This is a genomic window from Hymenobacter swuensis DY53, from assembly GCF_000576555.1.
GTDB lineage: Bacteria > Bacteroidota > Bacteroidia > Cytophagales > Hymenobacteraceae > Hymenobacter > Hymenobacter swuensis.
In genome coordinates this window covers 3,721,894-3,735,771 of sequence record NZ_CP007145.1, presented here as the reverse complement: position 1 = coordinate 3,735,771, position 13,878 = coordinate 3,721,894, and the positions used below count along the sequence as shown (strand labels likewise).

10 protein-coding genes are annotated in these 13,878 nt (G+C 60.3%); 4 read left to right on the top strand and 6 right to left on the bottom strand.

All coding sequences use genetic code 11. From position 1 onward, the window contains the following. The first annotated feature begins 58 nt into the window (after positions 1-58). Positions 59-1,906, top strand: a complete 1,848-nt coding sequence (locus HSW_RS24830) for an alpha/beta fold hydrolase (protein WP_081768473.1) — start codon at positions 59-61, stop codon at positions 1,904-1,906. Positions 1,907-2,131: 225 nt separating this feature from the next. Here the strand turns inward: HSW_RS24830 and HSW_RS17250 are convergent, their stop codons facing one another. From HSW_RS17250 to HSW_RS17225, 6 genes are all read right to left on the bottom strand, one after another. Then, positions 2,132-5,092 (bottom strand): TonB-dependent receptor, encoded by a 2,961-nt coding sequence (locus HSW_RS17250; RefSeq protein WP_052346565.1) that lies wholly within the window; start codon positions 5,090-5,092, stop codon positions 2,132-2,134. A 125-nt stretch (positions 5,093-5,217) separates the two neighbouring features. Continuing rightward, the gene (locus tag HSW_RS17245) at positions 5,218-5,862 is read right to left on the bottom strand and encodes an O-methyltransferase (protein ID WP_044002992.1); all 645 of its coding nucleotides are present in this window, start codon (positions 5,860-5,862) and stop codon (positions 5,218-5,220) included. A 7-nt stretch (positions 5,863-5,869) separates the two neighbouring features. Next, complete coding sequence (locus HSW_RS17240; protein ID WP_044002991.1) at positions 5,870-6,754, bottom strand: YDG/SRA domain-containing protein; 885 nt, start codon at positions 6,752-6,754, stop codon at positions 5,870-5,872. Then, a complete protein-coding gene (locus tag HSW_RS17235; protein ID WP_231501312.1) occupies positions 6,751-7,215 on the bottom strand; it encodes a YDG/SRA domain-containing protein in 465 nt (154 codons plus the stop codon). Before HSW_RS17235 ends, HSW_RS17240 begins: the two co-directional genes overlap by 4 nt. A gap of 62 nt (positions 7,216-7,277) precedes the next feature. Continuing rightward, the gene (locus HSW_RS17230) at positions 7,278-8,531 is read right to left on the bottom strand and encodes a M16 family metallopeptidase (RefSeq protein ID WP_044002990.1); all 1,254 of its coding nucleotides are present in this window, start codon (positions 8,529-8,531) and stop codon (positions 7,278-7,280) included. Between the two features lie 244 nt (positions 8,532-8,775). Then, positions 8,776-9,822, bottom strand: coding sequence for a glycosyltransferase family 9 protein (locus HSW_RS17225; RefSeq protein WP_052346563.1), 1,047 nt, complete (start codon positions 9,820-9,822; stop codon positions 8,776-8,778). A gap of 194 nt (positions 9,823-10,016) precedes the next feature. Between HSW_RS17225 and HSW_RS17220 the strand changes: the two genes are divergently transcribed. The 3 genes from HSW_RS17220 (at position 10,017) to HSW_RS17210 (ending at position 13,798) form a co-directional block, all read left to right on the top strand. Further along, a complete protein-coding gene (locus HSW_RS17220; protein WP_044002989.1) occupies positions 10,017-11,306 on the top strand; it encodes an aminopeptidase P N-terminal domain-containing protein in 1,290 nt (429 codons plus the stop codon). Positions 11,307-11,632: 326 nt separating this feature from the next. After that, entirely contained in the window at positions 11,633-13,099 is a 1,467-nt protein-coding gene (locus HSW_RS25105) for an OmpA family protein (protein ID WP_052346562.1), read from the top strand. Between the two features lie 144 nt (positions 13,100-13,243). After that, complete coding sequence (locus HSW_RS17210) at positions 13,244-13,798, top strand: DUF4252 domain-containing protein (protein ID WP_044002988.1); 555 nt, start codon at positions 13,244-13,246, stop codon at positions 13,796-13,798. The last annotated feature ends 80 nt before the right edge of the window (positions 13,799-13,878 follow it).

Here is a 13,878-nt window from a genome sequence, read left to right as displayed (position 1 = left end):
ACCTTTGGGCCAGTTCCAGGAGCAGTAGTTCGCTGCCCTCACCTAACCCTTTTCTCTTATGCATACCCCCATTCTGGTCGTCGGTGCAACCGGCGACCTTGGCAGCCGCATTGTGACGGCACTGCTGCGGCGTGGTGCCTCAGTGCGTGCCGTTGTGCGCGTAACCACCGACGCGGCCAAAGTAGATGCGCTAACCCGTCGCGGCGTAGATGTGCGCCGCGTAGACCTAACCGACGTGGCAGGCCTCACCCGTGCCTGTGCGGGTGTGGCCTGTGTAGTATCGGTGCTGGCTGGTTTGCGTGAGGTCATCGTGGACGCCCAGGCCCACCTGCTGGCAGCGGCCGTGGCGGCCGGCGTGCCCCGCTTCATCCCCTCCGATTTCGCCAGCGACTACACCCAGCAGCAGCCCGGCGAAAACCGCAACTTCGACCTACGCCGCGAGTTTCAGCTGCTGCTGGACAAGGCCCCTATTGCGGCTACTTCCATCCTCAACGGGGCTTTTGGCGAAATTCTGACCTACGGTATTCCGCTGCTCGACTTCAAACAGCAGCAGGTGGGCTACTGGGAAGATGCCGACTGGAAAATCGACTTCACTACCATGGACGACACGGCCGCCTATACCGCCGCCGCCGCCCTAGACGCTACCACGCCCCGCTTTCTGCGCATTGCCAGCTTTCAGCACAGCCCGCGCGAGTTAGTGGCGGTAGCCGAAGCGGCCGGCCACGGGGCCTTCGCGCTGGTGCCGCTGGGCTCCTGTGCCGACCTAAGTGCCCGCATTGCGCAGGTGCGCGCCGCCAACCCGGCCGGCGAGCATCAACTTTATGCCGACTGGCAGCAGCTACAGTATATGCGCAGCATGTTCGCCGTGCAAAATACCTCGCTCGATAACCACCGGTACCCCGAGCTGACCTGGACCAGCGCTGAGGACTTGCTACGGCAGAATCAGCCGGCGGCCGAGCAGCCGGGGCTGTTGGGGCCCTATTCGGATGAGGAGCTGGTGAAGCGGCTGCCGGGTTTTGCCAACCACTACGCCACCGTAAATGGAGTGCGCCTGCACTACGTGGCCGGCGGCCGCGGCCGGCCGCTCGTGTGTCTGCCCGGCTGGCCCCAGACCTGGTACTCGTTTCATCCTGTGGCGCAGGAGCTGGCCCGGCACTACCACGTCATCCTCGTTGATATTCGCGGCATGGGCAGCTCCGACAAGCCCACTACCGGCTACGATAAAAAAACCATGGCCCGGGATATTTACGAGCTGGTGCAGCAGCTGGAACTGGGCCCGGTGTCGTTACTGGGGCACGATATCGGAGGCATGGTGGCCAGCAGCTTCGCCTACAACTACCCCGCCGCCACCGACCGGCTGATTGTGCTGGATGGCACCCACCCCACCGAGGGGATGCGCTACATGCCCATGCTGCCCGCGCCGGGCGCACTCGCCGGCAAAATGGATGGGCAGCAACCTTACATCTGGTGGATGGCCTTTAACCAGATCAAGGAGCTGCCCGAGAAGCTGCTGGCCGGCCGCTTCCACGTGCTGCTCGACTACCTCTTTGCCTACGTGATGCTGGACGAAAGCCGCATGACTGCGTTCGACCGGGCGGTGTACGCGGCGGTATATAACCAGCCGGAAAATATTCGGGCTGCCAATGCCTGGTACCAAGCCCTGGGGCAGGATATGGCCGACCATCAGTCCTATGCCCAACTGAGTTTGCCCGTGCTGGGCATCGCCAGCTACGTGGCGCACGGTACGCTGCAGCAAAGCGTACCCGCCATGACCACTAACGGCCGGGTCATCACCCTGGCTGACAGCGGCCACTACCTATTCGAGGAAAAGCCGGCGCAGGTACTGGAGGAGGTGCTGGCCTTTTTACAGGAGCATCAGCCGCCCGCTGCACCGGTTGTTGCCTGACGGGAAATAACCAGTGTTCCTGCCCGGCGGCCGCCGCAATGAGAACCTGTCAAATGGTTGAAGGCCTGAGAGAAGCCATCCGTTGCTGGATGGTTTCTCTCAGGCCTTCAATTGCTATACGGCAGCAACAGCTCGTGCTTCCGTGAAGCTATACTGCCGAATCTATGGTAGATATCTGACCGCCGCCCGGGGTGTGCTCTTGGCAGAATGCAGGGCCGGGGAAATTTACATACCGCCCCCGGGAGGCGGCCCACTGCCAGGCTGGCCGAAGCCGCCCGGGCCTCGCCGGCGCTCCGTGGGCGCGTCGCCGGGCAAGGCGTCCGTGGGGCTGCTGCCGGCAAAGCTGCGGATGTTGTAGGTGAACATCAGCATGAAGTAGCGCTGCAGAATATTGGTTTGCACGTCTTCAGTGTAGGCGGCCGTGATGTTGCGCTGGATGCTGTTGTTCTGACCCAGTAAATCGAAGGCGTAGAGCTTGAGTTCGGCCTGCTGCTTCGGCCCCAGCTTCTTGCCCAGGGAGGCATTCCAGAGCACGAAGTTCTGGTTGTAGCCCGCCGAAAGGCCCGAGTACAGCTGGTGATTTACATCCGACTGCACCGTGATGCCCTTGGTCACAATCCAGCTGAAGCGCAGGGCCGTGTTCTGGCGAAAAAACTGGCTGTTGAGCTGCTGGCGCAGGGTGTTGCGCACGTAGCTCTGGCTGGAGTTGCTGCTGAGCGTGAAATCGAGCTGGGGGCTGATGTTGCTGCTTAGGGCCACGCCCAGGCCGGCCGTAGGCGTGCGGCTATAGTTCAGCTCGCTGAATACCAGGCCCGGCGTCTGGGAATAGGTGCCGGTGGCATTCACGTTTAGGTTCGACTTGATGAAGGCCAGCGGCAAGCTGTAGTTTACGAAGGAGCGGAGCGTGTACTGCTGGTTCAGGTTGACGGGGCGGGTGAGCTGGCCACCGGCCGGAATGACCACGCCATCCACCGTGATGGGCGCGGTGCCGGCATAAATGGTATTGTTGGTAATGTAGTTGTTCACGTAGGAGCCGCCCAGCAGTGCAAAGAAGGAGCGCGACTTCTCGGGCACGGCCGCTGAGTAGCGCAGAAACACGTTGTGGCGGGTTTCCTGGCGCAGGTTGGGGTTGCCGGTGGTGAGCTGCAGCGGATTGGCGTTGTTTACCACCTCCTGCAGCTGGCTGATGCCGGGCGGGTTGGTGTTGGCCCGGTAGTTCAGGCGCAGGTTCTGCTGGCGCGAGAAGTTGTAGCGCACCTGGGCATTGGGCAGCACGTTCAGGAACGTGCGGCGGGTACTGCCGGGGCGCGGAAATTCCTGGTCAGAGCGCAGCTGGGCGCTCTGCACCGCCGCGCCTACCGACCACTGGAACGCTTTGTCCTGAAAGCGGTACGTCACCTCACCCGAGTTGGTGAGGTACTGGCTCTGGAATACGCTGCTGAGCGTATCGTTCAGGATGCTGTACTGCTGCTCGCCGGGCGAGAAGTTGTAGGTTTTCTTGTCCGAATCGTTGGGCGTGTAGCTGAGGGAGTAGGCCAGCTGCAGAATGCTTTTCAGGCCCAGCGGCTCGGTGTAGTTCAGGTTGCCGGTCCAGGCCCAGCCCGTTTGGTTCAGCTCCGAAAACTGGTTGAGCAGCGTCGTCTGGGGCTGATTATTCTGGAAGAACGTGGTGCTGGAGAGCAGGTTATTGTCGCCGTTTTTGTCGTTGTAGCTCGTATTCACGCCCAACGAGAACGTGCGGCCCCGGCGCTGAAACCGATGACGGTACAGCAGTTGGTTGGTGGCCGTGAGGCCGGTGAGGGCCGAGCGGTAGGAGCTGTTGTTGGTGCCTTGGTTGAGGCTGCCGGCATCGGGCTGCACCTGAAACGTATTACCGTCGAGCAGGCTGTTGCCGGTGTTGCGCTGCACCGAGAGGCTGGGCCGCCACAGCAAGGAGTTCAGGGAGTCGAACTTGTGCTCCAGCCGGAAGTTAAAGCGGTTATTGATGTTGCGGCTGGTATTCAGCGAGAGTTCATTGTAGCGCAAATCCTGCGTCTGGCCCTCGGGGGCCACGTAGCGGCGCAGCAGGTTGGTGCGGCTGGTGTTGTCGCTTAGGTTGAAGAAGTAGCTGCCCTGCACCTCGGTTTTGGTGCCCCAGGTATCGGAGTAGTTCAGGCCCAGCGCGTGGGTTTTGCTGATGCCGCCCTGCTGGCTCACCAGGAAGTCGCCGGAGTTATTGCCACCTCCACCGCCGCCCTGGCCGCCGCCGCCTACCCGGCCGCCGCCCTGGCCCCGCTGGCCCTGGCCACCCCCGCCGCCCTGGCGCGAAGCTCCCACCACGCCCAGCAGATCCTCGGTGCCAAAGTTCTGCTCGTTCACGTTGTTGCTCTGGGCCACAATGGAAAACCGCTGCTTGCCCTTAAACACGTTCAGGTTGCCGCTCAGGCGGTACCGGTCGTCCTGGGGGCCGTAGCCGGCCAGCACCCGCCCGAACTTGCCGTTGCGGAAGCTGGGCTTGGTGATGATGTTGATGGTTTTCTGCTGGTTGCCGTCGTCGAAGCCGGTGAACTGGCTTTGGTCCGACGACCGGTCGTACACCTGAATCTTATCGATGACTTCGGCCGGAATGTTCTTGAGCACGGCGTCGGGGTCGTTGCCAAAAAACTCCTTGCCATCTACCAGCACGCGCTGCACCTGCTCGCCCTGGGCCTGCACCTTGCCGGTGCCGGGGTCCACGGTCACGCCGGGCATCTTGGTGATGAGGTCCTGGGCGTTGGCGTCGGGGTTGGTTTTGTAGGAGCCGGCGTTGAACTGGGCCGTGTCGCCCTTCTGCACGGCGGCAGCGGCCTGGCCCACCACTTCTACACCTCTCAGGGCAATGCCGCCCCCGGCCTGCAGCGTAAGGCTGCCCAAGTTTAGCGGCGAGCCACTCACTTCCACCGTGCGGCGCAGGTTCTGGTAGCCCAGAAATGATACTGTCAGCACATAACGCCCGGCCGGTACGCCCGGCACGGTAAAGGACCCGTCCAGCTCCACGGCCGCGCCGCGCTTAATGGAATCGGGTATCTGGGTCAGCAGCACGTTGGCGCCAATCAGCGGCGACTGGTCTTTGCCGTCCAGCACCCGGCCGCTGACGGTGGTCTGGGCTTGCGCCGCACCGGTTAGCCCAGTCAGCAGCAGCAGAATCAGGAGGAAATTTCTCAGCATTAGTCGGAATGGATATACTACAGGGGCAATAGACGCAAAACCGGGCGCGGCGTTTAGCTTTTGCCGCCCGCCACACCCGGAAAAACCGATGAACTGTCGTGAATCATCCGCTGAAGCGGCGGATTCTATCTTTTGCGCACCAGAAATAATCCGTCACGCAGAGGCAAAAACACATTTTCTACCCGCTCGTCGGCCTGTACCTTGTCGTTAAAAGCCCGCACAGCGTGGGTGTCCTTGTCGGAGAGCTTCACCGGGTACTCATCGAGTACCTTACCGCCCCACAGTACGTTATCAATCAGCAGAAACCCGCCGGGCCGGACCTGGGGCAGCACCAGCTCATAATAGGTGTCGTTGTTGATTTTATCGGCGTCGATGAACACCAAATCCCAGATTTCGGCCAGCGTGGGCAGAATATCCCGGGCGTTACCGATGTGCAGCTGAAGACGCGCCTCCTCGCCGGCTTCGCGCACGTAGCGCCGGATGCGGGTTTCCAGCTCGGGGTTCTGCTCGATGGTATGCAGCCGGCCGTCTTCCGCCAGCCCCTCGGCCAAGCACAGCGCTGAGTAGCCTGTAAACGTGCCCAGTTCCAGTACCCGGCGCGGCCGGATCATATGGCTGATCATGCTCAGCAGGCGGCCCTGGGCATGGCCGCTGAGCATGCGGGCATGCAGCAACTGCACATGCGTTTCGCGGTTAAGGCGGGCCAGTAGCGGGCTTTCGGGCGTGGTGTGATGGTCGGCGTAGCGCTGAGCGTCGTCGGGGGAGTACATGAGAAAATCAGGTAAACAGGGTAGCGGGCTGATAGATTCGCCGCCGGTGATAGAGCAAGTGAGCCGGGTGAGGCTGATGCGTGGGGGCCACGGTTAGGCGTCCCGGCTCACCCACCAGGCGCCAATCGTCCTGAATGGCCCAGGCCCCACGGTCGAAGGTAGCGTGGTGATTGGGGCACAGGCAAAGCAGGTTGCTGATTTTGTCGGGGCCATGATGCGCGCCTCCCAGCGGCCGAATGTGGGCGGCTTCGGCGTAGGCCCCGCCCGGCACCGCAAGCCGGGCGCGGCACACCTGGCACCGGAAGTCGTACAGTTGCTTCACTGCGTGCATCACGGTTGTGTCGCGTATAATCTGCTGTGCCAGCCTCAGTCGGCGCGGGGCGGCGGTATAGGTTGGTTCTGGTTCCTGCACTGTTGGAGTTTCGGGAGCCGCATCAGCAGGAGTGGAGAGCTGCTCCAGCCTGAACCGCCAGATGCGGTGACCGGATTTTCCCACCTCCTGGCTGAACTGCGTCACGTAGTACAACCCGGCGTACTGGTAAAACGACAGACTTCCTTCCTGCACTTTGCGGATAACGCGCACCGGCGTTTGTTGGGCAAAACTTACACTTAAGGCCAAGTTGCCGCCGCTCAGTTGTTGGTCGGCTACCTGCCGGCCATCCTGGTTGCCGCCTTCCCCAGTGTACAGGATGCAGCTGCCTAGGTCCATATCGTCTTCGTAGCCTCCAGAAAGCACAATAGCCTCTGCGGGGTGGCCTTTCAGGCTGGATATTCCCTTATACAAGTCTCGATGAAGACCGGCGTTTTTCACATCTGGTCTATTCAAAAACTCATGGCCAGGTAGAATATCGGGTATAGCACCGAGGCGAACAGGGGCAGGTTGATGCCTCATAGTAATAGACGTGGTTGAAGCTTAAAAGACTCCGGCACCAGCCGAAACTTCCACACTAGAAAACCGGCCTTACCAGTTTCATACATGGCATCTACCACTCGGTACAACCCCTCGTAGCGGTAGCCGCTACCCGTTTCATCGTTGATTTTGCGGAAGACGCGTACCGGCCGGCCGGTTTCCAGGCTGCGGCGCAGCATCACGTTGCGACCGGTCATCTGCTGGTGGGTAGTCTGCTTGCCGGTGCGCGGGTTGCGGCCCCCGCTGCCGGAGTAGGTGATGACGGCTTCCTGAAAATCGTCGTCCTCGTACTGGTCCGCCAGGATAATGGAATCGGCCCCTTCGGCTTCCGAGCCGCTCACGCCTGTACGCGGCGGCCGGTGTAGTCCTGCTCGGCTCAGCGCCAGCCGGTTCTCCAGCATGTCGCCGGGCCGGTAGTAGCTGATGTGGCCGAAGATGGGCAAGCGGTGAGTTGGTAAAATAGCGCCTGTCATTGCGAGGAGGCACGACGAAGCAATGACAGGCGCTATTTTACCTTTTTTACCTTATCCTCCGGCACGTACTGCAGTACGCTTAGGTTTTCGTCGGTCAGGATTTCGTTGGCCAGCTCCAGCAGTTGGGGGGCGGTGATGCGGCGCACCTGCTCGAAGATTTCGTTGATGCTTTCCACCCGGCCAATGTCGAGGGTGCTTTTGGCCAGTAGCTGCATCAGGCCGCCGTTGCTTTCCTCGGCCATAGCCAGCTGGCCCATCAGCTGCTCCTTGGAAGTGTGCAGTTGAGAAGTGCCCAGGGTCTGCTCGCGCAGCTTCTTCAGTTCCTTCTGTACCAAGGAAACGGTGCGGTTTACCTGCTTCTTCTCGGTGCCGAAGTAGATGCCGAATAGCCCCGTATCGGTGTAGGGCGAGTAGGTGGCGTCGATGGTGTACACCAGTCCGTATTTCTCGCGCACGGCCAAGTTGAGGCGGGAGTTCATGCCGGGGCCGCCCAGCAGGTTGCTCAGCAGGAAAAACGGAATCCGCCGCTCATCGTGCAGCGCGTAGGCCGGGCCGCCAATCAGGCAATGTGCCTGGGTAATGGGTTTGTGCTCCAGCCGCTCTAGCCGCTGGTAGCCGCTGAACGAGAGCCGGGGCCGCGCGCCCAGCCGGGCCGGTAGCGGGGCCAGAAACTTATCGGCCAGCCGCTTCACCTCTTTGAATGGCAGGTTGCTCACCGAGCTGAACACCAGCCGGTCGGTACGCACGTTTTCCTGCAGGAACTGGTAGAAATCGGCCTGCTGGAAGCCCGATACACTCTCGCGGGTGCCTAGGATGTTGTGACCCAGGGAGTGGCGGGCAAATACCACGTCGTCGAAGTCGTCGATGATGGCGTCCTCGGGGGCATCGTGGTACATGGCCATTTCCTCCAAAATCACGCCGCGCTCCTTCTCAATCTCCTTCTCGGGGAAGGTGGAGTTGAAGGTTAGGTCCGTCAGCAGCTCAAAGGCCCGCTCGAAATGGGTGCTGAGCAGGGAGGCGTAAAAGCAGATTTTTTCCTTGGTGGTATAGGCGTTAAGCTCGCCGCCCACGGTTTCGAGGCGGTTGAGGATGTGGAAGCTCTTACGCTTCTCGGTGCCCTTGAAGGCCATATGCTCCCAGAAGTGCGCCAGACCCTGCTGGTGCGGTTTCTCGTCGCGGGAACCGATATCCAGCAGGAAGCCGCAATGCGCAATTTTGGTGTGCAGAACTTGTTTATGCAGAACCCGGATGCCGTTGGGCAACTCGTACAGGTCGTAATCAGACATTTGGTAGGGTCTTGGGGTCGTGGGGGCTTCAGGAACCTGCTTGCAACGGCCAGTCCCGGCCCCGGCCCGATATAACCACGCAGGGTGGCATGTAGTTGCAAAGGTACGCGGTGGGCAGGGGATGAAGGTAGGAGGGTAGGCGGGTAAGAGTTGCTTTTCTCCGCCTGGCAGAATGAATTTTTTATCTGCATCAGATGAAAAGTCGCCATCCTCATCTAACCCTTCCTCACATCAGGAGCAATTCCTACCCGCCTACTCTCAACCCCTCATACCCTACCTCTGCCTCGGCCAGCACGGCCAGCAATTGCTGGGTGCGGATGCCATGGGCACAGCGGAAGTGACCCAGGGGGCAGGCTTTGTAGCCGTGCAAGCCGCAGGGCCGACATTCCAAGTCCTCCTCGATTTCCACAATGCGCGAAAACGGACTCAGCGGCCCAAACCCGAAAAACGGTACCGTGGAGCAATACACCGCGCACACCGGCGCGCCCACAGCCGAACACAGGTGCATCGGAGCGGAGTCGTTGACGTAGTTGAGCACCGCCCCGCGCATAAGGGCCGCCGAAGCCAGCAGCGAGAGTGTGCCCGACAGGTTCACCACGCCCGGCCGTGGGGTACGCTCCAACAACTGCTGGCAGGCGGCCGTATCGGGCGGGCCGCCCAGTAGGTACACGGTGTACTGGGGGGGCAGTGCAGTCAGCAGCTTCAGCCATTCTTCTTCCGGAAACTGCTTGGTAAACCATACCGAGGTAGGCGCAATACAGATATAGGGACCCACGGTGGCGTAGGGCGCGGCGGTGGCTTCATCGGCGGGAGTGGGGTAGAGGCGGGGCGGCACCACCGGCCCCTCGTACGCCGGGTCGAGCAGATGCAGGTTGCGCGACACCTCGTGTACCCCCGCCCCGATAACGTGCGGAATGGCCCGCGTAAACCGGAACGAAAGCGGGTTTTTGTCAAACCCAATCCGCTCGGGCGCACCCGAAAAAGCCGTGAGTAGGCCAGTAGAGGCAAACCGTTGCAGCGTCACCACCCGGCCGTAGTTCGTATGCCTGATTTGCTGGAGCAGCTGCCAGAGGCCGCCGTATTTGTTAGTTTTCTTATCCCATACCAGCACCCGGCGTACATGCGGATGGCCCTGCACTAGGCCTTCGTTGCCTTTGCGTACCAGAAAATCTACCGGCGTATCGGGCTCCGTGCGGTGCAGAAACTCCAGTAGCGCCGTGGCCAGAATCACGTCGCCAATGAAAGCAGTCTGAATGAGCAGGATGGCGGGTGGGGCAGCTGGTTCTGGCATAGTGCAATATCAGGTTGCAAAGATACCTGTTCAGCGCACCCCTACCATTTTTTCGTCTAATTACTCGTCCGGAAACGGCGGCGGTGGCGCAGTGATGGGACAAAGCCGGTACCCGGAAGCCGCGCGCTTCTGCCTAACTTGGCCCAGCCGCTCCGGCAGCTTCCGTTTGTGCCACTTCACCTTTCTTTCCGCCCATGCGCTACGGCTCTATTTCGCCCGACCTGTTTACCGAAAACCGCCGCCGCTTCCGCGAGCAGCTGCCGCCCGCCTCGTTGGCCATCTTCCACTCCAACGACGTGATGCCGACCAACGCCGACGGTACCATGGCGTTCCGCCAGAACAACGACTTGTTCTACCTCTCCGGCGCCGACCAGGAAGAAAGCATTCTGGTGATTTTTCCGGATGCCGTACTGCCTCAGTACCGAGAAATTCTGTTTTTGAAGGAAACCTCCGAGCACATTCTGGTGTGGGAAGGCTACAAGCTCACCAAGGAGCAGGCCCGCGAGCAGTCGGGTATTCCCACCATTATGTGGCTGGAATCGTTCAAGAGCGTGCTGCCGGCCCTGATGAATGAGGCCGAAAACGTGTACCTCAACTCCAACGAGCACATCCGCTCCACGGTGGAGGTAGAAACCCGCGACGCCCGCTTTATCAAATGGATTAAAGAGGCCTACCCGTTGCATCAGTACCGCCGCGTGGCCCGTATCATGCACCAGTTGCGCGCCGTCAAGAGCCCCGAGGAAATTCGGTTGATGCAGAAGGCTGCTGACATCACTGAAAAGGCCTTCCGCCGCCTGCTGGGCTTCGTGAAGCCGGGCGTAATGGAGTACGAAATCGAGGCCGAAATCTTCCACGAGTTTCTGCGCAACGCCTCCCGGGGGCCGGCCTATGGCAGCATCATTGCCAGCGGGGCTAACGCGTGTATTCTGCACTACGTCAGCAACGACCGGGAGTGCCGGGACGGCGACGTGCTGCTGATGGACTTCGGCGCGGAGTACGCCAACTACGCCGCCGACCTGTCGCGCTCCATCCCCGTGAATGGCACCTTCACCAAGCGCCAACGCGCCGTGTACGAAGCCGTGCTCAGCGTAATGAAGTTTGCCACCGCCCGCCTGGTGCCCGGCGGCAACATTGAGGAGTACCACGCCGCCGTGGGCCGCCAGATGGAGCAAGAACTCATTAAGCTGGATTTGCTGAATGCGCAGGACGTGAAAAACCAGGACCCCGCCGCGCCGCTCTACAAAAAGTACTTCATGCACGGCACCAGCCATTACCTGGGCCTTGATGTGCACGATGTGGGCTACAAGTACCGCACCTTTGAGCCAGGCATGGTGTACACCTGCGAGCCGGGTATCTATATCCGGGAGGAAGGATTGGGCATCCGGCTGGAAAACGACATCCTCATCACCAAAACCGGCAACGACGACCTAATGAAGAATATCCCGCTGGAAGCCGCCGACATCGAGCGACTGATGAAGCGGTAAGGCTATACCAAAATAAACTGAGCTGTAAAAGCCCGTTTTTCCGACCGGAACAACGGGCTTTTGCCATTTTTTTTGTCTGAGCCGACAACGGCTGACTGAGGTCAATCGGGCAGGCTTACACACCCGAAGTGCCGAAGCTTGCGGCTGTATATAAATTATTGAATATGTAGATTTTACCAGTATGAACCAGTGCGAAAAAAGTTCCGTAAAGTAGAGCTGTCACAACTTTATTTTGGCTGGAGCGGTATAGGCCGGTAACCTGACCGGTAGTGCTACGCTGCTGCCGCAGTGCTTTTTGTGCCATCTGTTCCACCTACTTTCGCTCTATGAGACACCTTTTAGCAACCTCAACGGCCCTGGGTCTGACGCTTCTGGCGGCAGCTCCGCGGGCTCAGGCCCAGACGGCCGACCGGAAGACGGCCATTGGCCTCAACGTAAGCGCCATGCAGTACAAGGGCAACTTCGGCTCCGACTACTGGAAGTTCGGCGAGAACAAGTATGCCCCCGGCATCACCTTCAGCCGCTACATTTCGAAGGGCTTGGACGTGCAGCTGAGCGGCAACTACGTAGAGTTCAAGCAGACGGCCCCGAACAGTGCCCCGTATTTCGGCAGCAACTTCGCTACCAACGTGGTGAACGTGAACCTAGGTCTGAAATTCAAGGCGTTCAAAGAGGAGTCGCGGATCCGCCCCTACTTGCTGGCTGCTCCCGGCCTCACCTACATGAGCCGCGAAGCCACCATCAACCGCAATGGAACCTCCACCAACCAGGATGAGGACAAAAACCATTTCGACCTGTTCGGGGCCGCTGGCATTGACTTCCGTCTGGGAGATGCTGTAACCCTGTTCGTGCAGACCGGCCAGCACATCCCGCTGAACGCCAACATTGATGGCGACCCGGCGCGGGACGATAACAAGTTCGATGACCGGTTCCTGCAGCACACTGTGGGCCTGAATATTGCCCTGGGCAAAGCCAAGGACACCGATGGTGACGGCGTACCCGACCGCAAAGACAAATGCCCCGATACGCCCAGCGGCGTGGCTGTGGATGAAAACGGCTGCCCCCTCGATGGCGACAAAGACGGCGTGCCGGATTACCAGGATCAGTGCCCCACTGAAGCCGGTACCGCCGCCATGCAGGGTTGCCCTGATAAAGACAATGACGGCGTAGCCGACAAAAACGACGACTGCCCCGACGAAGCCGGCCTGCCCGCCCTGCGCGGCTGCCCCGACGCCGATGGTGACGGCGTAGCAGACAAAAACGACAAGTGCCCCGCAACGCCTGCCGGCACGCAGGTTGATGCCAACGGTTGCCCGCTGGTAGTTGACGCCGATGGTGACGGTATTCCGGACGCGGCCGATAAGTGCCCCGATACCCCCAAAGGTGCCAAGGTAGACGCTAACGGCTGCCCCATGGAAATTGATCCGGGCGTACGGAAACTCGAGCAGCCCATCCGCTTCGAAACCAACAGTACCGTTATTAAACGCACCTCGTATGGCACGCTCGATAAAATGACCAAGGCGCTGAAAGACCACCCCGAATACAGCCTGCGCATTATTGGCCACGCGGATTCGCGCGGTACTGATGAGTACAACCAAGCTCTGTCGGAGCGCCGCGCCGGCTCGGTGAAGCGTTACTTCACCGGCAAGCAGGTTGACCCTGCCCGCATCGTAACGGAAGGTCGTGGCGAATCGGAGCCTTCTGCTCCGAACACTTCGGCCGCCGGGATGTCGCAGAACCGTCGGGTAGAATTCAAGTTTGAGTTCTTCATTCCCAACGCTCCCCAGCCTTAAGGCCGGGAAGTAATCACCAGAAAAGCGGCGCGCCAATTGGTGCGCCGCTTTTTTTACGCCGTCCGGCATTGCCCGCCCGCTTTAGCAGAACGGTTGCGGCGGGGTTGCGTACAGGCTTTTACTCACTCCTTTTTTCTGTTCCATATGAAACTACGTCACTTTTCTTTCCTGCTGGCTTTCGGTTTACTGTTGCTGGCTGGCTGCCGCGCCGGTGGTCCGGGCAACCCCGCCCGCACCGTTGCCGAGTTCTTCAACAAGTACGAGAACCGCTCAGGCTTCAAGGCTACCGACTGGAATGCCGGCCTGGGTACTCGCTTCGTACTGGGCCGCATTGCCAAACTGGGCGGCGGCAGCGACATCAGCGAGGCTCTGACCTCCATCCGGACGGCCCGCATCCTCACCTTTACGCCCACCACCGGCAACGCCCGCGACCTAGTAGCGGAAGGGCTGAACAAGGAAGTGGATGGGCTGCTGGCCAATGAGCGGTACACGCCGCTTGCCGTTACCACGGCCGAAGGCCCCAACCAGATGCGCTACTCAGTGCGGGAACAGGGCGGCAAAGTCTCGGAGTTTGTAGCGGTAGGTACCCAGGGCTCCACCGATTCGTTTGTATTGGTTTCAGTGGCCGGTAACTTTACCCGCGAGCAGGTAGCTCAGCTCAGCAAAGTGCTGCCCAGCGTTATCAGCGGCACGAATTAAAAGTGGTGCGAAGGTTATTGCGAGGCAGAGCCGAAGCAATCCTTTCTTTTCAGGGTAAAATACCTTGACAAGCAGAAAGC